A 25,970-nucleotide genomic window follows, 5' to 3' on the forward strand; every position below is an offset into this window, starting at 1 on the left:
TTCGCAGAGGGCCCCTCCGCGAAATTATCTTTCAAGGAGAGGTCCCTTTTATGACGATGCTTAACACAGCGCCAATATCGGCATTGATGCAAATGGATTGTTGTGCGATTTCCTGTGGGCAGATTGACTCCCCAAAGTTTAGGCAGGCATATATGGCTTTATGGTTACGCGCTGTCATCTGCCAAAATGGGTATTTTATGATAATGGGAGTATTATAGCCAACACCCATTTCCCAAAAAAGAATACACATATTCTGATGGCGGCGGATAAATTCGTTGTATCGGTAAGCCCCCTTATGCCAGCCTTCATCCTCAACAAAATGGTCGTCAGAGCACAAATTCATAGTAATAGGCTTGCCGCAGATTGGACACATTGGAATCATATCTGTAGGAATGCGCATATCCTTTTGTTTCATTACCATACGTCGAATGACTTCTTCATTCTCATAGGTCTTCTGGTGGCATGGTACGGAGCATTGAAAAAGGCCATAGTCACCTTGTGTATAAAAAAGGCGGTGCTTATCAAAGCCTGACATTTGGAATTGATGATCGACATTCGTAGTGAGAACAAAGTAGTCTTTATCCTTTACCAACTGCAATAAATCTTGGTATACCGTTTTGGGCGTTATTTCATTCCTGTTGTAATAGATAAATCGGCTCCAATAGGCCCAGTGTTCTTCTGGGGTATTATAAGGATAGAAGCCGCCGGTATACATATCCCTAAAGCCATATTTTTTTCCAAAGTCACGGAAATGCGCGTCGAAGCGTTCGCCGGAATAGGTAAATCCCGCTGATGTGGAAAGCCCCGCCCCTGCACCGATGACAACGGCATCCGCATTTTTAATGCCTTCTTTCAGCCTGTCAATTTGCACCGAGGATACGCCGATAGGAGGTTTCGTCTGATTCCTTAAAAACATTGAATATCACCTTTATCTCGCTTTTGCTATTTGACAAGTACTCCAGTACCGTATGGATGGCGATTTCTGCCGCTTTATCAGCTTCACATTTACTGCACCACCGTTTTCCCGGATTCTTTCAATCTTTCTGCTTCCGGGGATTGGTACGATGTACGGCTTCTTGCAAAGCATCCATGCCAGAGAAATCTGTCCCATCGTCGCCTGCTTTTCTTCTGCCAGCCCTTTGATCAGATCGAAAAGCTCTTTGTTCCGATCCATGGCCTCCGCTTTGAATTGCGGCATTGCGCTACGATAGTCCAGCTTAGAATCAAACTTCGCATCCTTGCCATACGCACCAGTGAGCAGTCCATTTGCCATCGGTGAGAAAGCTACCAGTCCGATACCGAGCTCTTCCAGCGCCGGGAAGAGTGCTTCATACTGTCGTGCCATTATGGAATATCGGTTCTCCACAGCTGTCACCGGGCAAACCGCATTGGCACGGCGCAGATAATCTTCATTCGCTTCAGAAATTCCCCAGTGAAGGATCTTTCCTTCCTGCATCAGTTCTGACATCACACCGGCAACCTCTTCTGGAGCAATATCTAGATCGATACGATGCTGAAAGTACAAATCGATTCTGTCGGTCTGCAAGCGCTGCAGCGACCCTTCCACGGACCTCCGGATCATCTCGGGGCGAGCATCTGGGACAAGTCCATGATTCACCTTTCCATCATCCAGATCAAAATGGATACCGAACTTGCTGATAATCTGCACTTGTTCTCTGTATGGTTTCAGTGCTTCTCCAACCAGCCGTTCATTATCGTGCGGATCATCCTGCGTACCGTATACCTCAGCTGTGTCAAACAGCGTATATCCCATTTCATAAGCGGCCTGAATCGAGCGGATCGCTTCGTCTTTTTCTGTCGGTACACCGTATGCATGGCTGAATCCCATGCAGCCAAGTCCAACTGCTGAAACTTTGAATTCATTTCCCAGTGTTCTTATTTCCACATCTGTCATCCTCTTTGTCTTATTCCTGTCTGTCAAAATCCGGTGCGAACTTAAGATATCCTTCCAGTACTTCCTTTGTAGCCGTATAATATCTCACGTTCTTGTCTACAGATGCGACTTTCTGCATATCTTCATCCGTCAGAGTGAAATCGAAGATATTGAAGTTATCCCTGATGTGTGCCTTGTTCTTCGAGCCGGGAATGACGACATTGCCCGCCTGAGTATGCCAGCGAAGGATGATTTGCGCATTGCTTTTCCCATACTTTGTTGCAAGCTCTGTGAACACTGGCTCGTTTATCAGATTCCTGTCACCATGTCCCAGTGGATACCATGCCATGACGACAGTTCCCATATCTTTCAGAAACGCTTTGAGACCTGTCTGAGGATAATAAGGATGCGCTTCCACCTGAACAACTGCGGGCTTGATTTCCGTGGCATCAACTACTTCCTGAATCTGTTCGATTGTAAAATTGGAAAGCCCAAGGCTCTTAACCTTCCCCGCCTTAACTGCACGTTCCATTGCCTTATAAGCACCGATATAATCACCGACTGGCTGATGCAGAAAAAGGAGATCGATATAGTCCGTATTTAGTCTTTTTAAGGTATCTTCGATTGCTTGATCTGCTGTTACATAGACACTCGGCCACAGTTTCGTGGACAAATAGATATTTTCTCTCTTTAAACCGGATGCCTTTATCCCTCGTACCACAGCTTTCTCATTCATGTATGCATTTGCTGTGTCGATTAGGACATATCCATTATTCAATGCGGAAATCACAGCTGCCTCTGCATCCTTTGGTTCCATCAAAAAAGTTCCGATTCCGGCCAAAGGCATCTCTGTTCCATTATTCAGTTTTAAATAATCCATATTTATCCTCCTCATTTTCCTGCCAAGTATACAATTTTTGTTTGTACAATAAAATTTTACCGGATTTCTTTAAAAGAGTATAATATTTCTTATACATTGCGCTATACTTAAGACGTATACTGAAAAAGGAGTAATCTGATCATATGATTGAAATTTATTTACTGGAACACCTAAGAGCGTTTTATGAATGTGGCACCTTATCAGCAGCTGCGGAACAACTCCACATCGCACAACCATCTGTGTCCCGCTCCATGCAAAAGCTGGAGGACATATTGGAAGTTACACTGTTTGAGCGCCAGAAAAACCGAATTATACTGAATGAGACCGGAAAACTTGCTGCTGAATATGCAAAGCGGATTCTCGATGAAGAGGAAGAAATGAAAGCTCATATCAAGGCTTATGATAGGAGCCTTCATACCTTAACCATTGGAAGTTGTGCCCCTGGGCCACTCATGGAACTCCTGCCCACTGCCACAGCAAGTCTATCTGGCATGACATTATCCGCTGCTGTCGATACAGAGGAAAAGCTGCTCAAAGGACTTTGGAATTCAGACTACGGCATGATTGTACTGGCGAAACCACTACCTAATGAGGACTTCATATGTAAAGAGTATCGGAGTGAGCAGTTGATGTTGTCAGTGCCACCTTTTCATCCTGCCGCATCTTATAAAGAAATTACTTTTGCAGACATGGATGGGCAAAATTTCATCATGTATGCACATGTTGGTTTCTGGGAAGATGTCGTTCGTGAAAAGATGCCTCATGGCAAATTTTTTAAACAAGAAGAGCTTGCAAATTCTTCTGATCTTCCTTCTTTTTCGAGCGATATAACGCTCCGCATGATACCTTCCCGGCGTAACAACAGGATTAATATACCCTTTTCCGATCCCGAAAGTCGGGTAACTTATTACCTAATCGTACTTGCAAAGACAGAAAAGTTGCTTCGACCTTTACTGAGAAATCTATAAATCACTTACACCCAGCATTCAATTATGCTCATGCCAGAGACAGAATTGGCTTGACAGGTCGGTTAAGTTAATCATAATAAGGCAATCTCTGTCTCATGACGATTCCAGATTTAAACTGAATTTATATCCTGAAATCGGAAAACAGACCTGAATGGACGGCAGGTCTGGACGTTTGGAATTAGATAGAGTAGCTTGTATCATCTATCATCTATCATTTATCTCCTGTTTTAAGAATAAAAAAACAGGAATGGATTTTAACCATTCCTGCCTCTGTAATAATGCTGATATATTCTGATTATTGATTTGTTGGGACAGGGGACCGCCGCGATAGCTTTTATATCAGTCCTTGCATCGCATATCGGTATTATATTTTCTTCTGTCTCATTCTCGGTTCCCTTTTGATTTGGCCCGTGCGCCATCAATCCCTGTACTTTCTCAAAATCCTCACGGCTAATTATGGCAGGATGACTATCCTTCACATAGTACATTGGAGCTTCCCCGGAATTTTTCTTCCTATTATATAGGGCTGTTGTAATAGTTTTTTGAAGTCGGGCATCCCCACTGTATTTTTCGTTAGCCTGTGTCAAGTCTTACATAAAAAATTCTATCTTACATTCCCTCTACAAAGTCAGTTTATTTGATATTTTTCTCTCGCTCCATCCAAGGCTTTGTGCCCATGCCTTATAATTACTTCGTTCTTCTTTGTCTTCACCTTCATAGATCTCCTTCAGGAAACTTACAAAGCCATGCAACCCTCCTACATCATCAAGAACAAATACTCCGTCCTTATGAATGCATACAGGCTTATGCTTTGTCAATACCGTCGCTTCTGCATCTAATAGTTCATCCTTTGAAATATAGCCCTTTTGAAGTAATTCCTTGCAATCCTTTTCCTTAGTAATGGTTATTGTCCAATCATCTCCAAAATCATAATTGTAGATTAGTTTATGTGTTACTGGAAAGATATCATTATCACTACAAACATCATCATCATCTTTGAAAGCTAGAACCGTTGCTACTTCAAGTCGTTCAAGCAAGCTCTCTGTTCCACCCTCCATAGAAATGGAATTGTCCATTTCTTCCAAAGTTAATTCAATAAGTGGTGCTTTTTTTATAATTCGCGGTTTTGCTTTATCCTTTCCCTTGCTCCTATTCATATAATCACTAAAAGATTCCTGAACCTCAAGAATTGGAAAACGCTCAATTAATTGTTTAATGTCATTTTGAGCCCATTCAAAATCTTCCATAATTCCATGGAAGAAGTATGGTCCTGTATACTTTTTCTTAAGCCATGTTTTTATGCTCCCACTTTGGTAGTCCTCATCCCAAAAAACATCATGCTCGCTCTCACCAGGAGGCTGAAAAAGTATACCCACTAAATCAGTCCAGCCTTTTACAGTTCTATCTGTTAACCTGTTATAGATTTCCTCAGGCAGAACAAATCTGCGTAAATGAGAATTCTGCCATCCAAATAATCTCTGTATGGCATAGTGCAAATTATGAAGGGGCATATCTGATGGAATTAAAATATCTCTGCTGATTGAGTCTCCTGTTGATGATTCTCCATATTTGCGCAGAATCGTTTTCTCTGCATCATCCAAATGGTCATCTTTTAATTCCAAATGAAGATATACTGCTTTAAACGCATTTGTATTGTTATAACTATCGTTTGTCATGAACTTTTCCTTTCTTGCTGACAAATTTCTTTTCTCATCTTTATTTATTGCCCTGTTTACAAATTTTTCACGGGCAATTTTAATTCTTTTTCTATATACTTTACTCTTTTTAGCATCTGTTGTTAGTTCCGGACCAGAATAAAGATTTTTTTCATATGGCAAGAATGCAGTAACTCTGTTTGTTGAAGTATTCAATTCAGTAGCAATTTCTGGAATACTCTTACCCATGCTTCTTCTTTTTCGAACCTCCAAGCTAAAATCCGTTTTATATTCCCCTAATGTAATAAGAATCTTTCTAACCTTTGCATATGAAATTTTCAGTTCATCAGCTGTCTTCTGCAAAGAAGCGGTTTTTTTATAAGATTTTAATACTTCCTGCATAAATGCTAATGTAGTTATTGTTTCATTCAGTTTTTTCTACCCCTTTCTGAAAGTAGTGTCAATACACGTGCACGAGACTAGTATATCCTACGTTCAAATTAGTGTCAATACACGGTTATAATTTTTCTACTTGTGCTTTAATAAATTTTAGCATGTTATTAATAAGCAAAATACCCTGATGTGTTAATCCCATCTGTTTACAATTAATAATTATTTTCGGATTAGTTTTTTCAAACTCTCATGACACCCTGCAATAATATTCTTTCTTTTCAACCTCCCGCTTAACTTTCTGGGCGGCTTCGAGATTAATTTCAAGGGCATTTGACATATTACTTGCCATATAATGCCGTTTTTCCAGTACAGCAAGAGCTTTACTCATTTCCTCCCTACTGCAGTCGCACTGCCTTGGGGCTACAATCCAGATGTACTTAAAAAATTCACTATCATTTTTTAAGGTTTCGATTTGAATAAATCCACAAGAGCACTTAACTGCTTGCTCTTTTCAAATTTGTTACAGACTTTTACAAGAATCTCATCAAAAGACAGTACTGTTCCATTTCTTGATTTCACACTCTTAGGGACTTGTCCATTTGTAAAAGTCCCTAAATAAGTAGAATAAAAGTCTTCCAACTTTTTATAATCATCTTCATTTCCCATGTAAGCTATGTATAGAAGATCACAGTAATTTATGACTTCTATATTTGCAACACTTCTAATATGTGGTGCCGCCTTATTGTCATCCGACATATAATAGGCTACATTATGTGCTTTTGCATAGGCCGCCGTTATTTTTTCTCCCTCATTTACGAATTCAGGCAATGTTTGTGTTTTAAGTATTTGATATGCGTTTTTGTAAATTCCTTGTTGAACAACTGTAAGTTTGCTAAATTCCAATATTTTTATGAAGCCCCTATTTAGCATACTTTTTAGAACAGGATATTCCTGAGTGTCCTCTTTGATTTCGCAATTCCAAACATAATCACTCACATAAATCTGTTCAAAAACCGATATTAAGTACTCAACACTTTTTGTTTTCACTACATTGATGAGGATATCTGCATCAAAGATCGCCTTATTTCTTGCCAAAGCGATCACTTCCTAACTTCGCTTCTAATTCCTTCGCTACGTCTGTTAATTCTTCATTTTCCTCATATCCAAAATCTTCAGGATCTGAACCTGCATAATTAAATAACACTGTTAAGTCATCATAGCTAGTAAGTGAGCTCTTATAATTTTCCTCTATCATCGTCAAAATCACTCTAGGTAAATATACCTTCGTTTTGCTCGGCTCGTTTAAATCGTTTGAATATCCCAATCTTTTAGTATGTTGAACTAAGCCGTTCTTTTGCAGTAATATCTGATTGAGCTTGTATTCAGTTCCTTCATCATAATTTTCTGCACCAATCTCTCGGAGTCTTTTGGTCACTGCTTTGTATTCAACGAAATATATTTGCTGCAGCATAACAATGATAGATTCATCAGCAGAGGATAATCCATACTTATTTATCAGCCGATGATATTCTTTTTTAATATCCTTTTCCGGCATCAATAATTCAGCAGCAAAAATGTCGGCTAATATTTCACTGCTCTCAGTTTTTTCTTCCTGTTCTTTAGAAAAACTTTCCTGTATAATAACCTGTTCTTTTACAACCAGCCCATTTTCAATAATGTGATAGATTTCATGAGCTGCCGTAAAGATTTCGTATCCCAATGTCTTATTTGTATTAGTATAAATGGTGAATATGTTATTCTTGTATCCTACAAATCCTGCTAATTCATCATTTTTAAAAGGGAGCCTAAAAAGCAAAGGATTGTTGTTTTCTATCTCTAATTTTTCAATGATATCAAATATGCTGCGGCCACAATAATTTCCTAAATTATATTGCAGTCGCAGCATATTTGCCTTATCTTGTATGATTTTTTCTATACCATTCATATTACTCACCTCTGTAGATTTGCTCTTGAGTAATAAAGGCATCAAATAGCAATTCGTATTTAGCAATTTCGTTAATGTTATTTGGTGTCATTCCTTTAGATTTAAAAGCTTTCACAAAACTTTGAGTAACAGCATCTTCTTTTTCTTCTGCCAATAAAGTTTCCAAGCTGATTCCAAGCACTTTGCTTATGGCATTCCCTTCATCCAGAGAAATGGCTCTTTGAGAATTTTCTATTTTAACCAATGAAGGCCTACTCATACCAATTCTCTCTGCCATCTCTTGCTGTGTCATTCCCAAGTCTTTTCTGATTGATGAAATTTTATCACCTATGGCATTAAACAATGTCCATCACTCCTATCTATATCTACTATATAGAACTTTTTTGTTTCTGTCAATTATATAATATGAATAATAGTTCTAAATTGGAACAAATGTTAAGTATTGCCGAAATCAAATTTTTTATGACCATAATTTCATCGAGCGACTTCCAGACAGTCACATGAACACCATTTATGGTCCTCGTATCCGAGCCTGCTGCACCAAGAATACCTGCTTTCACTGCCATTTAAACTAATTTCTATACCATATCAAATATCTTTACATAATCCTCATATATAAAACACCGATGCCTTGATTGGTTGTTCACCTGTTTTAATATCCCAAAGTCAACCATTGCTTCAACAGCTTTTGCCGCTGTATTAAAAGAAAGACCCAATTCATCGGCAATAAGTCTTATCCCTATTACAGGATTTCTTTCGATATATTCATACATAAGCATTGTGTTTCTTGACGCCTTGCCGAGTGTCTTAGTTTTTTCTCTATTCTTCTTCCTTAAAGCAATAAGGCTTTCAATCTGTCTTATTGAATTGTCTGCCGCTACAATGATTGCTCGAATAAAAAACTTTACCCACTGTGTATAATTGCCAATCCTTTGTACGCTTGAAAGCCTGTCAAAATATTCTACCTTATTGTGAAAAAGGTAATACGATAAAGATATTACTGGTTTCGATAATATTTTGTTTTGCAATAAAACCAGCATCGCAAGTATTCGTCCAACCCTGCCGTTACCGCTTTCAAAGGGGTGTATTGTCTCGAACTGATAATGAATGAGTGCGGATTTTATGAGTATATCAACATGATTTTTAGCTTTTATAAACTTTTCAAGGTCATTTAAAACCAGTTCCATATCTTCCGGTGCGGTGGGATTATATTCCATCATATTCGAATGAACATGGGGATTTAAAAAGGTCTGCGTTGTTCTGAATTTCCCAATGTTTTCGTTATTGCTGTCTTTCATCAAAAAACCATGAATTTCACATAATAGCTTATTTGAAACGGCTTTTTCAATAGCATAGTTCATAGCAGTTGTACAGTTTAACACCTTCTTGACATCTTCGTTTTTCTCATTTTTAAAGTCAAATATACTATAAAAAGATGCATTAATCCCATCAATTTGGCAGGATAAATGCACCTCTCTTTTCATTATCATGTTAATAGATGTGTCAATATCTGGTATATATTGTGACATACCCTCTAAAATTCCCAAAAATCTATGTGCTTTTGATAAAAGTGATGTAAGTTCATCGTCAATGCTTATAGCATTGTCAGTCAAATTACTAAACAGTTTTGGAGTAAACGTATAATAAACTCTATGCTCTTTAGATATTTGAGGTTCATAGCTTCCAGAATTGCTAAACATAAACGCTCTCCTTTGAAAATATGCTATTTTAATAATAACATATGTATTTCATTTTGAAAGCGTTTATTGAACTATATATTTCAAAAATGTGACTTATTTATATATAGTGTGAATGTCAACGAATTTTTTTACCACGTGACAACGAATTAGTTTACCAGCAATGACAACGAAATTGTTTGCCATTTCTAACCTTTTGACAGTGAAAAAGTTTACCACATAGCCCCTAAAGATAGGGAAACACCTGGCAAGTATTTCCCTTGATGCTAGTTACTCTTGTTGGAATACTCAGCCCTATAGGGCTGATCAGAATTCATGTTCAATACATGGGATCTGAACGTCAACCGGTCAATAAGAGCGGTAACCATCGTGGTGTTTTCAAACATTGTGACCCAATCTGAGAATTTTAGGTTTGTTGAAACAATTACGCTCCGACGTTCAGCTCTGTCAGCAATAACTTTGAACAATAATTCCGATTGATGCCGATTAAAGGTCAGATAACTCAATTCATCAATAATTAACAGGTCAGTTTTCGCAAGCTGTTTCTCAATCTTAAGGAGTTTCTTGTATTCCTGAGCTTCTATCAGTTCGTTAGAAAGGTTAGCTGCAGTGTAAAACTTCACATTCATCCCTTGCATACAGGCTTTGACACCGAGAGCTATACTCAGATGCGACTTCCCGGTCCCTGGGTTCCCAATCATCACGATGTTCTGCCGTTTACTAATAAAATCACAGCTTCCCAGTTCATGAATAAAGGCTTCAGTAAGATGCTCAAAGTAGCTGCAGTCCAGCTCATCAATGGTTTTTATGTACGGGAAATTGGCTGTTTTAATTTTTCGACGTTGGCTGCTTTCCGTGCGGGAATCCAGTTCCATTTTCATAAGGATGAGAAGAAATTCTTCATAGGTTTTGTCACTTCCCAGTTGGCGAATGACGTTCTCATAATGATTGAAGGTTGGTAGTCTTAATTGCTTAGCATAAAGTTCAATGGTCTGGGCTTGGATATTGTTCATTGGTTAGCTACCCCGTATTTCTCATCATATTTTCTCAAGTCAGTCTCGGTAATACTGATCTCATTTTTAAGATATACGACGGAAGATTCAGCGGGTTTGCTTAAATAGGTTCTTACAATATCTACGGTAGGAATGATTTGGCCAGGGATACGTTTTTTAATGGCCAGTATTCGATCTTCTCCATAATCTATACATAGCCTCAATAGCTTGACCATCTCTTTATTCCCACCTGGCAATTGACTTCCCCAAGCCAGAAGTTCTTGAGTCAGCGTCTCCTTAACCGGCTTCGCATTTTTCACAGAACGGGGTTTCCTTTCCAGAAGATCGATGTAATGCTCTAAGCAATATTTTGTGTGGCCTGAGCCATACTGACGAGGGAAGTTAGCTATCTCTGTTCCTTCATAAAGGATATGGACGGTATTGGCATATCCCTTAACCGTAACATTCTTTCTAAGATACTTTGTGGGAACAGAGTAATTGTTTTTCTCATAGCGTACCGTGGAGAAATCATCGACTTTAGCTATCGCGGTTTTGCTAGTATCAAATCTAAATTGGGGTATCGGATTTAAGAACCTTGCTTCTTCCTGGTACATTATTTTTACTGGGTGACTACGGTGTTCTACCTTATGGCTCTCCCTGTAGTTGAGACAAGCATTCCGAAGCAGATGATTCAGTTCCTCAATATCGGCCACTCTTGGAACAGGGACGAGGAAGTTTCTTCTAGAATATCCCACCAGATTCTCAACTAGACTTTTTTCATTTCCACTTGCGGGATTACAAAAATCCAAAGAAAAGGCATAGTGGGCGCCAAAGGAAAGATATTTATCCTGTGGCTTCGCGTAAATCCCAAAACCTTCTTTGACTGCCACCTTAGCATTATCAAATATTGATCGTCTCGGAACTCCGCCAAAGAAATCAAACATAAGCTGTTGAGCCTCTAAGAAGGTTTCTTCATTGCTCGATTTATAGACCTGAACAAATATGTCACAACTGTAGCATAATCGGCCACAAAAGGTATATGCTTTCGTTTTCTGCCCATCTAGATATATAGTCGCTTCTCCCCAGTCGATTTGTACTGCTTCACCAGGCGCATAAGAAAGGGGGACGCTACTTTGCGGGGGAACAGTTCTTTCGGACTTTAGAAGTCTAACAGCTGTTCGTATGGAGGAGTAAGACCCCCTAAAGTCCTTCTCAGCAACCAATCGGTCATAAATTCTTTTGGCGGTGTGCTTTTGCTTTTTGAGATGTTCAGCTTCATCTTCTTTGAAGCAACCAAGAATGAAAGACTTGATATCATCATTTACTACGTCTGGTTCTCGTTGGTAGGCTTTCCGTACTTCAGGATGGGTTGAACCCTCACAATACTTTTTAACGGATTGCCTGGAAATACCCAAGCCTTTGGCAATTGAACGAATGGATTCACCATCTGTATATCGAGTACGGATAGCAGAGTATAAGTCCATTTCAATGATCACACCTTTCATTCCTCCCTGTAAAATATCATCTAATATTTTACGGGATTCTTATGTTAGGTGGTAAACTAATTCATTGTCAAAATGCCTTGGGGTGGTACACTTTTACATTATCATTTACATATAGTCAGCTTCAATCACTTTATTTGATTTATGCCTCCCGTAACACCTTCGTTAGCCTGTGTCAAGTCTTACATAAAAAATAATAGGAGTCGGACACTATAAGGCATCCAACTCAACGCTCCCCCTGCCAAGGGTGGGGTAAACCGTCTCCGAGGGGAATTCATCGTGGAAATACGTCCATTATGGGTTTTTATATTGTCACTGCCGAAAGCCCTGTAAATCAGTTTTTTTCTTATATTTTGATTTTTCCACCGTATAAGATTTTATTGGATGCATTTTCGAGCTGGGGTAAACAATTGGGCAAACAATATACTGTCGTTATTCAATATATAAGTCCAGCTAATTTTAAATATCTCTATCAAAAATAAAATCAATAACATCGCTACTATCCGTAGGACTGCTACTATGACCAAAGTCATTATCGTCATCAATCGATGGTTCCAAATAAGATTCTATAATGCCTTTAATCTCCGAAGAATCTGTGTTAATGTAAATTTCTTCTATATCGAATTTGCTTTTTAGGCAATCGGGTAAAATAGAAATAATATCACGCAAATCATCTTTTACATCCTTAACCACCCATGTTTCAAGTTCTTCCGTAGCACCACTCATATCAAAGTCCATATCATAGTCTCCGTCGCCTATATAATATTGATGATGGTGGTTTTTGACTAGATCGCTAATATCATAGTCTTCAACATACGCGGAGGTGTCAACATAATTGGCATACTTATCTATCGCATTTTGAATTATTTTGCTTGATTCTTTGACCATCCATTCGAGCATATTGTGCTGAACACGGGTATTTTGCAAAGTGCAATATATGAGAGAAGTGATTTCTACCAATTCTTTCAGTTCAACACTTTCCAAAATATTTATGACGTTTGCTTTATTTTGTAAAAAGCCAAACAATTCATAGCAAGAATAAAAAGGCTCCTCAAGTAAAAATCTCAAGATTGTGAATTTCGTGCATAAGCCTAGTATTATTTGTTTCCCATTTTTCTTAGCCAATAATATGTCCGTGAGCGTTGGCACACCTTCATAAGGGGTCATTAAAAAATCCAAAACAATATCTGTATACGCTTTGTTAGCTATCTCGTATTGACATATTTTCGAAGAGATGACATGAAGCTTTTCCTCGTTGCTTCTAAAAGTTGTCGTCTTTAGATTTCCTTCTATAAGCATTTGGCGAAACGCATTTTCTTGTTGTTCCTTTGCGTAGCATCGCTCATATTGTGCGAAATGTTGAATAGATTTTCTTACTTCGGTTAATTCCAAAATGTTATTTGAAAATACCAACTTTAAGTAATCATTAACTGATGGGTTTATTACACCAATCTGCATTGTCCCTCGGTTATCAACTATTTTCACAAGTGAATTGCTAAGACGCTTAAGAACCAGATCGAAAGTATCAACAGTTGGATCAATTCTGCTTAAGTTGGAAAGTCTTTTGTGATAACATTCCTTTAAGATATTACAATCTACTGTAGTATCCGTAAGAGAATAAAGCGTACTCATAAATGCTCTATCCACATCTTTTAATCGATAATCAAATTCGTTTTTCCATATGTCATTCGGTTGCGATAAAGTTGCAAGAATGAATTTCGTATATGCATCGGTTGCAACAGATAAATATAATCTTTTTTGAGTTATATAATCAATGATTCTGGGTGTGTAATTAGGGTGGTTTACAATTTCTAAGTACCGACGGTTTTTTCTAATATCTTTATAATATTCTTGAGGAATGTCCCTAAACACAAGATGGTTGTAGAATATCCTTGCCTTTTCGAGGCTTGATATTCTATCCATATTGATTGTGTGAATTTTCGTGGTATCGCCTAAAATAAAAATCTTGAATTCTTCAGAGCGCTCTTGTGCTTCATTATAAATTGTAATCCGTGAGTTAAGAATTAACATTTTGTTTGGAGTTGTCTTAATGTATTTTATTAACGATATTAATTCATTTTCTTGAGTGCTCTTCATGTTAAAATAATGCTGTCCTAAGCAATCATCAAGAAAAATGATTTCTTTGCACTCACGATTGCCTGATAAAGAGCGTTTAATATCCGAAATATCCCCGTTTGTGTTGTATCTGACGCGATATCCCTGACTAGCCCAGAATAAAGCTAACATTTTTGAGGTCATTGTTTTACCAACCCCCGGATTGCCTAATAACATTACTATTCGATTCGATTCTAAACATTTTAAACAAATATCATAAGAAGAAGTTTGTACAAAAAATTTGGATTCGTTTTCAATGCCATATAGCAGCGACTCACAATCAATAAAAATATCTTGGTTGAAAATATCCGACAAGATATTTGAAGAATATAACCAAAGTTTATAATGCTTTCGAAAAATATCTGCATTTTGAGGCAAGCTCAAAAAATCATCAATTTCTTTTAAAGTTAGAATATTTTTATCTGATTCCATATAATCCGAAAACATGGTATATATTTCTTCAATATTGTTACTGGTTAAAGTTTTACCACAGCATACATAAAATTCGTTCGGCGACAACTCGGTTACTTTAGGTATTTCTTTTCTCAAACTCGTCCGCAAGTCAGAAAATGTGCTGTTTATATAATGCTTAACCTGCACGACTATGTTGTGAGTTGTTGTATTATCTGTTATATCAATACCTCCGTCCCGTCCCTTAGCAAAAACCCGCAACTTTGTATTTAAGATTTTCTCCATAATGTCTTTACAAAGGTCTTCAAATTCAACATCATTGAGATTGTGGTAATTGAGCATTTACATTCTCCTTCGCCAGCTTCATGTACATTAGCACGTACTTATCCTAATAATTAAACAAAAATTGGTAGATTATACTGTTTGTCCTGAAACTTAACGATATGAAACCCCTTTATACTGTGCCTTAATAGGATATAGACGTTCCTTCATTCGTGAATGGGAAACATATAAGAGATTAGCATCTTTTATTACATCATCTATATCCACGACGAACACACAGTCAAATTCTTTACCCTTTGACTGATGAATTGTTGTTATGTACAACCCCGGATTAATATTTGTAAATGAGTCTATATATTGGCGCTGCATCATTATATTGTCTATCAAATTGGGGGTAAGCTCTTTGGACCTGGTACAATGCTCCACATATCTTTTTCGTGCATAATTGATAGTCACGCTTTCCTGAGAAACCAATATAGTAATTATTTGTGTTAGCAATACCCAGCAATCAGCAATATTAGTTGAAGTGAGATATGGCTTAATAACCAACCATATTTGACTTAATATAGGTTTTCTCTTTCGAGAAAGAGTTCTTGAATCGTACATCGAAAGCATAGACACATCTTCACCGTCAATTTTTCGATTCATTGTACATAATGCAGCGATAGATAATAATGCGGGGATTTTTTGTTGAAGTTCAACAGGTTCCAAGCATCGCTTTATCTGCTTACTAATGCGGCTCATTTCTGGCGTATCGGAAACAGTTCTTGGATGCATATTATTTTCAAAAAAGACTTCTGTTAATCGATTTGCTACATTATTACGTCTACATAGGATCGCAACTGATTTATTTTGTTTAAGTAATGATATTACTATTTTTATCGTCGAATAAAACACACCGCTACAAAACAATGTGCACTGTGCCGTATGCGATTTCCCTTTAATATTTTGCCAGTTATCATCACAGGCAACACGGCAAGGAATCAAAGAGCCATTTGCTAATTCTGAATAATCAAGTTTGGAATTAGCACGAATAGCTTTTAAGATAGCTATCAAATCTGGCTTGTCCTTATATCGATAATAATCAGTAAAAACAAGCTTTTTAATCGAAGTATAGATTACAGGAAGTTCATTAAGTCTGTCCGCTGTGGACCCACGAAACCCATAAATCATTTGCCATTCATCAGCGAAAAATATCCCTTTTGACGATTTTAGGACTTGTTTTACGAATTGTTCCTGATAATAATTCGTATCTTGATATTCATCGAGGATTAACAAGGGATAATCATGGCTTATTGCTTTAGCCATTTGAGTTGATGTATTAAGCATTTGGCATACCAAATTACCAAATTGTGCAAAACATATATAGCCCGATACTTGCGTGAATTGTGATGCAGTATCGAGAAATTTTGCAATGGCATCGTTGCCAATCCTTTTATTTTTGCTTTCCTGATTTAATAGGGTCAACGTTCCACCATCATTTAAGTAATCATCTAGTATTTCTGCTTCAAGCCCCTCGCGTAAAGCGATGCTTTCATTATTTGCATAGTCATATAGCAACTCAATGAAATCGTCGTTGTCTATTATAGAAAGAGGTTTTTTAATGCCAATAATATCCCTATATGCATCTAAGTACTTTTTGAAAAAAGAATGATAGTTGTTAATGTTAATCTGCTTGTGAATAGGGGATTCAGCAGGTATTTTGGATAATTCTTTTATTAATTGTGCTCGTGCATTTCTTGAAAATGTAAGCACTAACGCTTTTTGAAAAGGCAATAACATATTGTTATCGCACAAACATTTAGCAGCTTGAATGCAACAAAATGTTTTTCCTGTACCAGCTGGCGCCTCCACTAATACATATGGTTCTCCACTTGCAAGCATGTCCAGTAATTCTTTTTGCTTTCCTTCAATCATTATTTATCATCCATTCAGCTTGTATACGTTAGTATATCCATCAAGATTTTCAAGTTTTTGTCCCATAGGCGACATATGTTCCATCAGCCGTTTGAAAAATATAGGCTGGTCTGGCGATTCAATAATGAAATATGCAATCGAACGAGCAAAATAGGCAGAAGCAAAGCTGTCATGCAATACATATGAAAGCAGAGAGCCAAACTTACATAAATCCGTATATGACTCTACTGCGCTAACATTTATTCCGTCTTTTACAATATGCTCCTTAACAGCCATCTTTTTTACATCTTTGTTTTTATGTAATTCAGGATCATATGAACCAATATCTATAAGTTTGCTTTTAATTATCGAAAAATCAACCAATTCATTTAATTTTTCTGCAACAGGGTGGATATTAGATAGAATCAAGTCTTCATAAGAGTTTAATGATAGAAACACTGCATCAGCATTCGCACTCGCCATGTTGATCTGTGCAGTAGCATCGGGATCATTGTCGAGTAGCACATAAACCTTCTTATCAAAATGCTTAAAAGCCTTTACATATTGTTCGATTTTGCCTTTGCCGCCTATTTTAACAAGATCAATATCATATTTGCTTAATGCAGATTCAAAATTATACGAATAGACAGGAAATGATTCATATTCAGAATCCCCTTCAACAAGAAGCACACAGGAAGACATTAGGGCCGATATAAACTCGTGCTTATTCATTCGGTGTATTTCTTTTAGTTCGGCCGTACCAAGCCTTGATAGCAATTGTGTGGCAGTTCTTGACGAAACGACACAAATACTCTCATAATCAAAATGACTAATAATATCTGGTGAATGGCTCGTAATAAATAACTGACCAACTTTCAATTGCCTGTACTTATCAGTAATATATCTTTGGTATTTCGGTTCCAAATTCTGTTCAAGTTCTTCAATAAATACTATGCCTGAACCTTCAAGCCGCTTTTTCATCAAAAGGAGCAAAAATAAGTTTTGAATACCTTTTGACTGTCTTTCAAAACTCAGTTTTGCATTACCAATTGAGGTTCCCAACTCATAACCAGATGAATTCCATGTGGATTCTGGATTTTTGAGAAGCAATTGGTATTTTTCAATAATATCTATGCTGCCTAATGATCTCAATGTTTCAAGGTAGTTATTTATGACGGAAGAAGTAGAGAGTTTATCATTAGCAATTCCAATTAATTCTTGTGAGATTTTCTCGATTTCCGCACCTATTGTATCTTGTGCCATTTTATAAAACGCACTTCTGGTTTGCAGTCCAACTTCTTTAAGTGGCTGCCTATTAGCATCAATATGGATGAAATCAATAGCTCTTCTATCCTTAATTTTACAAAATGACTGTTGTATCTGTTGATAAAAACTCCACTCCATTGTGTGATCAAGACCGCTTTCCAATTGATAGATAATTATAGCCTTGCCATTTCCTTGCGTATCGTCCATTATAAATTGATCGTTTTCATTAATGTGTTGCAAATGCTCAGATATTGCTGTTGATAATGAAGAAACATCATCAAACCAAACCTGAATATGGATTTGCTTTTTATCATCGCCCAAATAATAATCAGATAGTTCAAAATGAGTTTCGAAGTTGCTCGTTGAAAACACAAGAGAAAGTGCTTCTGCTAAATTGGTTTTTCCACAACCATTGTGGCCGAAAAGAATGTTAACTTCGGGGTTTGGTTTCCATGAAAAACACTCAAAATTCCTGAAATTTTTAATTTCGATTTTATAAATATGCATGATAACATCTCCATCGTTAGCTGCCAATTCGCATTAATAATGACAAAAAATCTCTTGCGATTTTATTTGTCACTTATGTTTAGTTACTTGAGCGTCAAGTGGCTTTTGTGCATCTTTCGGGATCGCCCATGCCTTGCCAAGTCGCTGAACACCTTCAATACGATCTTGCTAGCAAAGTACTTGCACCCTGCGTTCAGAAATACCCCATTTAATTGCAGCTTCTTTAGCGGCTATATATTCAATGTATGCACCTCAGCACGTTGGAATATTCTGCAAAACACATTATATGCGCGATTCCAAATAAATACAAGATGATTTCGACCAAAACCGTCAGAGTAATTACAACATATTGCCTTATCAATTAACAAGTGGCTAGCGTAATTCTATATAAATTCTAATAACGCTATCCCTTTGGTAAAGGCAACCCCTCAGACAACCTTAAATATCAAATTAACTCTGCGAACGCAGAATTTACTATTGTAATCGCTTCCTATACCCGATAAGGTTACTATAATATATTGGAATATTGGCGAGGTGACAATAGTGGCTGTTAGTTATAAAAAACTATGGAAGTTATTAATTGACAAAGATATGAAAAAAAAGGATCTTCGTGAACATGCAGGCATAAGCCATGCATCTATTGCAAAATTGGGTAAAAATGAAAATGTCACAACTGACGTTCTCGTTAAGATATGTAAGGCACTGGGTTGTGATATAGGCGATATTATGGAAATTACCGATGAATAGGCAACCAATGACTCAGTTGTAGATTACCGAAGAAACCGGTCAATTGGAATTATGGCGGATTTGGTTATTGAACCTTGATACGCTTAACACGAAGGGTGTTGTGTGATGAACCTTTTTAACACGATTCCGAGTAATTTCTTCTCAGTGTTGGCTTCCAGAAATAAGGAAATTTACGTTGATGCGCTTATGCTGTTACATCAACTGTTTCGTTATGAATTAAATATTGAGGTCAGTGACTATCTTTCGTCTCTGATCGCTCTGATCGAGGATCGATCCTTTGTCCTCGAAGAAGATGATGACGTTGTTGTAGGCGGTCTTACTGCCAACGCTAAAGCCCGTTTGATTTTAAATCGTTTTATCAAAACCGGTTGGGTTGACAAAGAATTTATGGATGGCTCTTTTACGGAGATTATTACCCCCAGAAATTATGCGATACAAGTGATGAAGCTTCTAAGTGAACTGGGTGATAATAGGGTGCAAGAATATAACTCCCTTGTTTTTTCTACCTATTCCAGTCTTAAGCAAGCAAAAAGCGAACACCGTGGGCAAATGTATGAAGCAGTGTTGACTGCAAAAGCGAACACGGAGCAATTGATATTTGAAATGAAAAGTCTTTACCATGGCATTCGCGGGCATCTTCGTCAGATACAGGAGCAAAGTGATGTGAACTTGCTTCTCCAAAATCACTTCGAAGAATACAAGCAAATGGCAGACCGAATTTACCACCCGATCAAGACAATGGATTCTATCCATCGCTATATGGCTCCCATCCAGGAAATACTATCGGATATTCTTGGGGACGAAGAGTTAATGTTCGGTATGAGAAAACGAGCAGTTTCCGTTCGGAAATATGAGCATGAGGAAGATGCCGATCGGGAAATCATATCGGCAATTGATTATATTTTGGATATATACCAGTCTATCGGCGGAATTGTGAATGAAATCGATAAAAAGCATAGCACCTATACAAAGAGTTCAATAGAAAAGATTCAATATCTGATGACAGCAGACCAAAGCATTAAAGGTAAATTGGTCGAACTACTAAAAGCCTATACCACTTCAGCAACCGTCATAGAAAAAGAACGCGTTGGGCGTTTGCTGGAGGAAAAGATCCGTGTCAATCGTCAAGAATTTATTGATGGGAAATCTTTGTATCACAAAAATGTCAGAAGCCGACGAGTTACATCCACTCCATTGGCAGTGTCCAATGAAGATGGTTTTTCGGATGGGGCTATGGCAAAAATGCTTGACCAAATTAGTAATGGCTACTCCCTTTCCAGAATACGCAGTTATGTTCTCAATCTCTTCAAGGATATGGATATCATCCATTCTGAAGACATTACAATCGGAAATGACAATGATTTTATTCTTTTGATGTTGGCGGTAATACGAGCAGGTGAACGTGGTATGAATTATCGAGTCCAAACGGATGAAGGCACTCAAATTACCAATGGTTACAAGATCCCGAATATGGAATTTACGCACAAAAAAGGCGGGATGTATCATGTGGAGTGAACGATATGAGACACTTACCAGCTATGAAAAAGGAGAGTTTCGTAGAATTAGCAATTATCTGTTATCTCATACCTACATGGTTCGATATGAATACCAGCCTTCTGCGCAGATGACACTGCCAAACAGTGATTATCAAATGGCTTCGCGTATTTTCCCATTGTTACAAGAATATTTTTCTGTAACGGGATGGCAGCTTGAGAAGGACGATAACTACGGCATCATGTTTCTCTTTAATTTATATGACCATAATCGCCTGCGGATCGATAGATTCACGACACTGTTTCTATATACTTGCCGTCTCGTATATGAGGAGGAACGCGAGCAAGCAAACAGCTTTCATACTGTTCGCACCGATACACAGACAATTGTCGAAAAAATGCGCATGCTCGGGCTTCTTGAAAAAGGTAAAACCACGCAAAAAGAACGTATTGACGCGCAAAGAACACTTGCCCATTATAATATCATTCAAAAGATGGAATCTTCCGCTTGGAACAGCGAGGGAAATCAGATTCTGATACTTCCTTCCATCTTATCTATTGTGTCCAACCGAGGAATCAATGACATGATGGCGGAACTTGAAGAGATGCGTACCGAAGATCTGAGTAGCAGTGAGCGGAATGAGGAGGATGCACGATGAAGGTTATGAAAAGACTTTTGCTCATTCATTGGCACTACTTTACCCACGAGACGATATTTTTTGATAAAATCAACTTCTTGACTGGAAAAAACGCTTCCGGCAAGTCGACCATTGTTGACGCACTACAGCTTGTGCTGCTCTGTGATACAAGCGGTACTTTTTTTAACAAAGCTGCCAGCGGACGTGGAAATCGTACACTCAGCGGATATTTGCGCGGAGAGCTTGGTGATGATGAAGAATCCGGTTTTCGATATTTGCGTGAAGGCAGGTTTACCAGTTACATTGCTTTGGAATTTTATGATGAAGAGAAGGATAAATTCTTTACCGTCGGCTGCTGTTTCGATACTTATGCGGAAAACGATATGCAAAAGTTGTTTTTTCGTTTTGACAACGCAATGCCTGATCATGAATTTATAGTGGACAAGGTCCCAATGGATATAACCGCTTTGAGATTGTATATCAAAGAACGCTATACGGCAGGTCATAGCTATACAACCGATGTTAACAGAGATTTTAAGCAGGATTTATACGGGAAGTTGGGTGGGCTTCGTGATCGCTTCGGACAGCTTCTGAAAAAAGCCGTTTCTTTCAATCCAAATGTTGATATCCAGCAATTTATTTCAGAATTTGTGTGCGACCCCCAACAGACCGTTGATGTAAGCCGTATGCAAGAGAATATTCGAAGTTATAAAAATCTTGAGCGCGAGACCTCAGTTCTAAAGGAACGCATTGAATTGCTTTCACAGATTATTGATACGCATCAAGCCTTTGCTACATACCGTCAGAATGAAATACTCTATTCATATCTTATTGATAGGGCGCGGCTGTCCATAAAAGAAAATGAATTGTCAGATGCCCGACAACGTTCTGACATTTACCGTGATAAGCTGACCTCTTTAAAAAGTGAGTTGGAGCAATTAAAGACAGAGCAATCAAGATTGCAAAATGAACGTGATATCATGCAGGTCAATCTCCATAATAACAAGCAGGCTCAAGTATTGGAGCAAATGCAAACGCAAATTTCGGAAAAAGAACAGCAAATTCGTTTGCTGAACAACGAGCTTCAGAGGTATACGGCACTGTTGGTTAGGAATGTAACATCTTGGTTCGCGAGTGCCGACGCGCTGCTTCAAAAAATCAAGGGCGTGGACTATTCTATTATCAATCCAATATTGGTTAGCAGAATTGATGCTTTAATTGGAGAAAGCGAGCAACTTTTAGGCGACATTTCTTCGCTGCGTTCACCTGAAGTCTCCGCTATTCTAAACGTTGGCAAGGACGGATTGTTGCACCATGCGGCAGCAGCCGATTCAATCAAAAGCCAATCGGATGGGTTGGTCAGGCGTTTTGATGAAGAGCAGAAAGTTGTAGCAATCAACCGCACAGCTTTGCAGAAAGAACAACAGTCGTTGGAGAGTGGAATTTATCAGTTTCCGCAAGATGTAATTGATTTAAAGGAGGCAATCTACAGCCATTTGCACTTAAAAAGCGGTTTGGCTGTAAAGGTTGCTATTGTTGCAGAAGTGGCTGAGATTAAAAATGACCGTTGGCGCAATGTGATTGAAGGCTATCTGAACACACAGAAATACTATCTGATCGTCGCACCGGAGCATTTTAGTACAGCAATACAAGTATATGATCATATTAAACGGCAAAAAGGTATTTATAACACAGGTATTGTCGATGTGGAAAAGCTAAAACGCTTGACCCCAACACGGGACCCTGGGAGTCTAGCCGAAGAGATTGACACCGATGACCCTAATGTTCGCCTGTTTTTGGACTTTACTCTTGGTCGCGTAAAAAAATGTGAACATGTGGGCGAATTGCGCCGCCATAGGACTGCAGTTACTGATGACGGTATGCTTTATCAAAATTTCGTCGTCAGAGCTATGAATCCCAACCGATGGGAAAAGCCAGCCATCGGGCAGGGTGCCATCAGGCAGCGTTTAGAAGCTGTTAAGCGAGAAATCATGGATTTAACTGAGAAGATTTTAATGTATTCTTCTATTAAATCCGCCTTTGGGCATGGAAGCGGAATTGTGTTTTTAAGCCAATCTGATGCGGAACAAATCATCACATCCGCTACAAATTTTGGCCAAATTCCGGAAATTGAGCAAGAAATTCAACGACTGAATCGTGAAATGGAAACCGTTGATCGGAGTGCTGTTGATGCGCTCCAAAAACGCATTGCACAGCTCGGTGAAACACTGTCGGAACTCGGGAAAAATATTGAACAACAAATTAAAGACAGCGGTGCATTAGAAGAACAATTGCGCGTGTGCTCCGAGGAAACCATTCCTAAACTGACAAAAGAACTAACCGCTATGCGTGTGCAATTAGGAGAAACCTTCCCATCGGAATGGGTCGAAGAAACTGGCGCTCCACGATATATTCGCGAACTATCCACCAGAGGGGACGCTGCCAATATAGAACGGGCTTTCCCAAGAGAACTCAGCCGCTCTGTAAACGCAAAAGATGCGATGTGGGATGAGCTGCGTAACTCGCGCCGAAAATATAATGATTCATATAAAATGGGACATGATGTAAATGCCGTGGATAACGAAGTTTATGATAATGCATGGTTGGAACTCAGCGACATCAAACTCCCCGATTATTTAAGCAAAATAGAGGATGCCAGAAGCAAGGCGTTTGAGCAATTCCAAGAAGACTTTCTGAGTCGGTTACAGAACAATATCAATGACGCCAAACGGCAAATTGATGGGCTTAATAGTGCTTTGAGTGGTAGCTCTTTTGGTGAGGATACCTATCGTTTCAGAATAGTAGCAAAGCCTGAATATAAGCGATATTATGATATGATTATTGACCCTATGCTGCTGGAAGGAGGATATAACCTTCTGACAGAGCAATACAACGCAAAATATAAAGAAGAAATTGCCGAGTTGTTTTCTATTATTACCAACGAAGGTGAAAATGCCAAGGCGCAAGCACACGATGATTACGAAAAGCGCGTTCAGGCATTCACCGATTACCGCACATATCTGACCTTCGATTTAGAAGTAATCAACAAGGACGGCGAATCCCAAAGGCTATCAAAAACGCTGGGCAAAAAGTCCGGAGGAGAAACACAGACTCCATTTTATATTGCTGTATTGGCTTCATTTACACAACTATATCGCATAGGTCGGGATAGGACAGCCAGCACTTCTCGAATCATTCTGTTTGACGAAGCTTTTTCAAAAATGGATGGGGAACGCATTGTACGCAGCGTAGAATTGCTGCGGCAGTTTAATTTTCAAGTTGTCTTATCGGCACCACCGGATAAAATCGGTGACATTGCCACACTTGTAGACCGCAATCTTTGCGTTTTGAGGGACGGCAAAAAGGCATGTGTACGCTCCTTTGACCCAAGGCAGTTGGAGGAACTTATAAATGAGTAAGGACTATAAAAAAATATTACTGACTGCTCTTTTAGACAAGTACGAGTGCAGCAGCTTCTACACCCATGACCAACAGCCTACCAGACGTATTTTACTGCGATTATATGATGGCGGACAAACCGATTTTCCCGAATATGATATTGAGAATTACGAAAAAAGGCAACTCATCAATCGATCAGTTTTGTTCCTTGAACAAGAAAGACTGGTACAATGCCGATGGATGAAAGGTGAAGTCAATCACATCATCGCGAAGGTATGGCTCGACTACGAACATCTTCAGTCAGCTTATCGCTTTCTTGGTCGTCAGCCTAAGGGGGACATAATAGATGAAGTGCTTCTCCAATTAATTGAAACGCACGACTGTGCCCACGATGAATGGGCCAAAAAGTATCTTGATGACACAATTTCGGCGATTTCACGAAAGCGCTCGATTGGCAACAGCCTTCCAAGCGATAAAGATGAACGCGCAGATCTTGTTCGTGCCATTGCGTTCATTGAGCAAAATAAAGATGATGAAATGCTTGAACGCGTTTTTTCTCTACGTTGTTTTGGTGATTCAAAGCGGTTTGAAAAAACAATTCGCGCCCGATTGGTTCGAATTCTTAAAAAGTATTTAGATTTCGATGACAAGTGTACGGAAGAAGATCTGCTCAAACAAATCGGCATTACAAGATATCCTGAACAGTTTGAATTCTGTGGACCGGTGACAATCTCTTTTCAAAACGGTTTCGTTGATTTTACCCCAATGCAATTTGGCGGAACTGTAAATACTGACGATATACGGTGTGGTCAGCTGCACATAGCACCTCATATAGGCCGGGTATTATCAATTGAAAACCGTGCAAATTATATTGAGTACATTTATAAGCATAAAAACACTGCCGAATTAGTGCTATTCCACGGAGGACAATTCAGCCCGGCCAAACGTATTTTTTTAAAGGCAGTTGCAAATGCAATTCCCGATAATTGTGAGTTTTGCCATTGGGGAGATATCGATTATGGAGGATTTTCCATGCTCGCCAGATTGAGAAGGGAAATTACGTCGAAGGTATATCCATATCGTATGGGGGAAAAGGAATTAGTACAATATGCAGAATTCGCTGTCTCATTTCGACCGGAGTACGGTATTAAGCTTGCTTCGCTCAAGCAGTATTCTGAACTCAGCGATTGCGTTTCGTGTATCGAATATATGATAAATCACCGTGTGAAGTTGGAACAAGAGGCAATGCTAACAGATTTTTAATGTCTCCTTTATGGTGTTTTTATAACA

Annotated in this window: 21 protein-coding genes; 6 read left to right on the forward strand and 15 right to left on the reverse strand. The window is 38.5% G+C overall.

What is annotated here, in order from left to right:
• Positions 1–31: 31 nt before the first annotated feature.
• From DSBG_RS00105 to DSBG_RS00115, 3 genes are read right to left on the reverse strand one after another with little or no spacing between them, the layout of a single operon-like run.
• A complete protein-coding gene (locus DSBG_RS00105; RefSeq protein WP_068962197.1) occupies positions 32–916 on the reverse strand; it encodes an SIR2 family NAD-dependent protein deacylase in 885 nt (294 codons plus the stop codon).
• 12 nt (positions 917–928) lie between these two features.
• A complete protein-coding gene (locus DSBG_RS00110; RefSeq protein ID WP_491005687.1) occupies positions 929–1,906 on the reverse strand; it encodes an aldo/keto reductase in 978 nt (325 codons plus the stop codon).
• 19 nt (positions 1,907–1,925) lie between these two features.
• A complete protein-coding gene (locus tag DSBG_RS00115) occupies positions 1,926–2,774 on the reverse strand; it encodes an aldo/keto reductase (RefSeq protein WP_068962198.1) in 849 nt (282 codons plus the stop codon).
• 143 nt (positions 2,775–2,917) lie between these two features.
• Between DSBG_RS00115 and DSBG_RS00120 the strand changes: the two genes are divergently transcribed.
• On the forward strand, positions 2,918–3,742 hold the full coding sequence (locus DSBG_RS00120) for a LysR family transcriptional regulator (RefSeq protein WP_068962199.1): 825 nt from the start codon (positions 2,918–2,920) through the stop codon (positions 3,740–3,742).
• Between the two features lie 254 nt (positions 3,743–3,996).
• Here the strand turns inward: DSBG_RS00120 and DSBG_RS00125 are convergent, their stop codons facing one another.
• The 12 genes from DSBG_RS00125 to DSBG_RS00180 form a co-directional block, all read right to left on the reverse strand.
• A complete protein-coding gene (locus DSBG_RS00125; protein ID WP_068962200.1) occupies positions 3,997–4,329 on the reverse strand; it encodes a recombinase family protein in 333 nt (110 codons plus the stop codon).
• Between the two features lie 33 nt (positions 4,330–4,362).
• A complete protein-coding gene (locus DSBG_RS00130; protein ID WP_242877347.1) occupies positions 4,363–5,799 on the reverse strand; it encodes a plasmid pRiA4b ORF-3 family protein in 1,437 nt (478 codons plus the stop codon).
• A gap of 238 nt (positions 5,800–6,037) precedes the next feature.
• On the reverse strand, positions 6,038–6,178 hold the full coding sequence (locus tag DSBG_RS22725; protein ID WP_176716119.1) for a hypothetical protein: 141 nt from the start codon (positions 6,176–6,178) through the stop codon (positions 6,038–6,040).
• A 71-nt stretch (positions 6,179–6,249) separates the two neighbouring features.
• Positions 6,250–6,885: a hypothetical protein gene (locus DSBG_RS00135; RefSeq protein ID WP_068962202.1), complete on the reverse strand. Its 636-nt coding sequence runs from the start codon at positions 6,883–6,885 to the stop codon at positions 6,250–6,252.
• Positions 6,872–7,735: an ImmA/IrrE family metallo-endopeptidase gene (locus tag DSBG_RS00140; RefSeq protein ID WP_068962203.1), complete on the reverse strand. Its 864-nt coding sequence runs from the start codon at positions 7,733–7,735 to the stop codon at positions 6,872–6,874. The genes DSBG_RS00135 and DSBG_RS00140 overlap by 14 nt, the downstream gene beginning before the upstream one ends.
• 1 nt (position 7,736) lies before the next feature.
• The gene (locus DSBG_RS00145) at positions 7,737–8,078 is read right to left on the reverse strand and encodes a helix-turn-helix domain-containing protein (protein WP_083236642.1); all 342 of its coding nucleotides are present in this window, start codon (positions 8,076–8,078) and stop codon (positions 7,737–7,739) included.
• A 235-nt stretch (positions 8,079–8,313) separates the two neighbouring features.
• Positions 8,314–9,435 (reverse strand): Fic family protein, encoded by a 1,122-nt coding sequence (locus DSBG_RS00150; RefSeq protein WP_068962204.1) that lies wholly within the window; start codon positions 9,433–9,435, stop codon positions 8,314–8,316.
• Positions 9,436–9,698: 263 nt separating this feature from the next.
• The gene (gene istB / locus DSBG_RS00155; RefSeq protein ID WP_068962205.1) at positions 9,699–10,445 is read right to left on the reverse strand and encodes an IS21-like element helper ATPase IstB; all 747 of its coding nucleotides are present in this window, start codon (positions 10,443–10,445) and stop codon (positions 9,699–9,701) included.
• Complete coding sequence (istA, locus tag DSBG_RS00160; protein ID WP_068962206.1) at positions 10,442–11,920, reverse strand: IS21 family transposase; 1,479 nt, start codon at positions 11,918–11,920, stop codon at positions 10,442–10,444. The genes istB and istA overlap by 4 nt, the downstream gene beginning before the upstream one ends.
• A gap of 465 nt (positions 11,921–12,385) precedes the next feature.
• Positions 12,386–14,794, reverse strand: coding sequence for an nSTAND3 domain-containing NTPase (locus tag DSBG_RS00170; RefSeq protein WP_068962208.1), 2,409 nt, complete (start codon positions 14,792–14,794; stop codon positions 12,386–12,388).
• A gap of 93 nt (positions 14,795–14,887) precedes the next feature.
• Positions 14,888–16,651, reverse strand: coding sequence for a UvrD-helicase domain-containing protein (locus tag DSBG_RS00175; protein ID WP_068962209.1), 1,764 nt, complete (start codon positions 16,649–16,651; stop codon positions 14,888–14,890).
• Positions 16,652–16,657: 6 nt separating this feature from the next.
• Positions 16,658–18,430 (reverse strand): ATP-dependent nuclease, encoded by a 1,773-nt coding sequence (locus tag DSBG_RS00180; protein WP_141694203.1) that lies wholly within the window; start codon positions 18,428–18,430, stop codon positions 16,658–16,660.
• Between the two features lie 516 nt (positions 18,431–18,946).
• Here DSBG_RS00180 and DSBG_RS00185 point away from each other — a divergent pair.
• From DSBG_RS00185 to DSBG_RS00205, 5 genes are all read left to right on the forward strand, one after another.
• Positions 18,947–19,150 (forward strand): helix-turn-helix domain-containing protein, encoded by a 204-nt coding sequence (locus DSBG_RS00185; RefSeq protein WP_068962211.1) that lies wholly within the window; start codon positions 18,947–18,949, stop codon positions 19,148–19,150.
• Positions 19,151–19,255: 105 nt separating this feature from the next.
• Positions 19,256–20,665, forward strand: a complete 1,410-nt coding sequence (locus DSBG_RS00190) for a Wadjet anti-phage system protein JetA family protein (RefSeq protein ID WP_068962212.1) — start codon at positions 19,256–19,258, stop codon at positions 20,663–20,665.
• Complete coding sequence (locus tag DSBG_RS00195; RefSeq protein ID WP_068962213.1) at positions 20,655–21,302, forward strand: DUF4194 domain-containing protein; 648 nt, start codon at positions 20,655–20,657, stop codon at positions 21,300–21,302. Before DSBG_RS00190 ends, DSBG_RS00195 begins: the two co-directional genes overlap by 11 nt.
• Complete coding sequence (locus tag DSBG_RS00200; RefSeq protein WP_068962214.1) at positions 21,299–24,700, forward strand: ATP-binding protein; 3,402 nt, start codon at positions 21,299–21,301, stop codon at positions 24,698–24,700. Before DSBG_RS00195 ends, DSBG_RS00200 begins: the two co-directional genes overlap by 4 nt.
• The gene (locus DSBG_RS00205) at positions 24,693–25,943 is read left to right on the forward strand and encodes a Wadjet anti-phage system protein JetD domain-containing protein (protein ID WP_068962215.1); all 1,251 of its coding nucleotides are present in this window, start codon (positions 24,693–24,695) and stop codon (positions 25,941–25,943) included. The genes DSBG_RS00200 and DSBG_RS00205 overlap by 8 nt, the downstream gene beginning before the upstream one ends.
• Positions 25,944–25,970: the final 27 nt, after the last annotated feature.

Origin of the sequence: Desulfosporosinus cupriresistens, from assembly GCF_001707885.1 — a bacterium.
Taxonomy (GTDB): domain Bacteria; phylum Bacillota; class Desulfitobacteriia; order Desulfitobacteriales; family Desulfitobacteriaceae; genus Desulfosporosinus.

Bases quoted from the DNA above. Each gene is read 5' to 3' on its own strand.
- DSBG_RS00140 (WP_068962203.1), bottom strand. From the start codon at position 7,735: ATGAATGGTATAGAAAAAATCATACAAGATAAGGCAAATATGCTGCGA.
- DSBG_RS00190 (WP_068962212.1), top strand. From the start codon at position 19,256: ATGAACCTTTTTAACACGATTCCGAGTAATTTCTTCTCAGTGTTGGCT.
- DSBG_RS00130 (WP_242877347.1), bottom strand. From the start codon at position 5,799: ATGCAGGAAGTATTAAAATCTTATAAAAAAACCGCTTCTTTGCAGAAG.
- DSBG_RS22725 (WP_176716119.1), bottom strand. From the start codon at position 6,178: ATGAGTAAAGCTCTTGCTGTACTGGAAAAACGGCATTATATGGCAAGT.
- DSBG_RS00120 (WP_068962199.1), top strand. From the start codon at position 2,918: ATGATTGAAATTTATTTACTGGAACACCTAAGAGCGTTTTATGAATGT.
- DSBG_RS00105 (WP_068962197.1), bottom strand. From the start codon at position 916: ATGTTTTTAAGGAATCAGACGAAACCTCCTATCGGCGTATCCTCGGTG.
- DSBG_RS00195 (WP_068962213.1), top strand. From the start codon at position 20,655: ATGTGGAGTGAACGATATGAGACACTTACCAGCTATGAAAAAGGAGAG.
- istB (WP_068962205.1), bottom strand. From the start codon at position 10,445: ATGAACAATATCCAAGCCCAGACCATTGAACTTTATGCTAAGCAATTA.
- DSBG_RS00200 (WP_068962214.1), top strand. From the start codon at position 21,299: ATGAAGGTTATGAAAAGACTTTTGCTCATTCATTGGCACTACTTTACC.
- DSBG_RS00175 (WP_068962209.1), bottom strand. From the start codon at position 16,651: ATGATTGAAGGAAAGCAAAAAGAATTACTGGACATGCTTGCAAGTGGA.
- DSBG_RS00150 (WP_068962204.1), bottom strand. From the start codon at position 9,435: ATGTTTAGCAATTCTGGAAGCTATGAACCTCAAATATCTAAAGAGCAT.
- DSBG_RS00205 (WP_068962215.1), top strand. From the start codon at position 24,693: ATGAGTAAGGACTATAAAAAAATATTACTGACTGCTCTTTTAGACAAG.
- DSBG_RS00170 (WP_068962208.1), bottom strand. From the start codon at position 14,794: ATGCTCAATTACCACAATCTCAATGATGTTGAATTTGAAGACCTTTGT.
- DSBG_RS00115 (WP_068962198.1), bottom strand. From the start codon at position 2,774: ATGGATTATTTAAAACTGAATAATGGAACAGAGATGCCTTTGGCCGGA.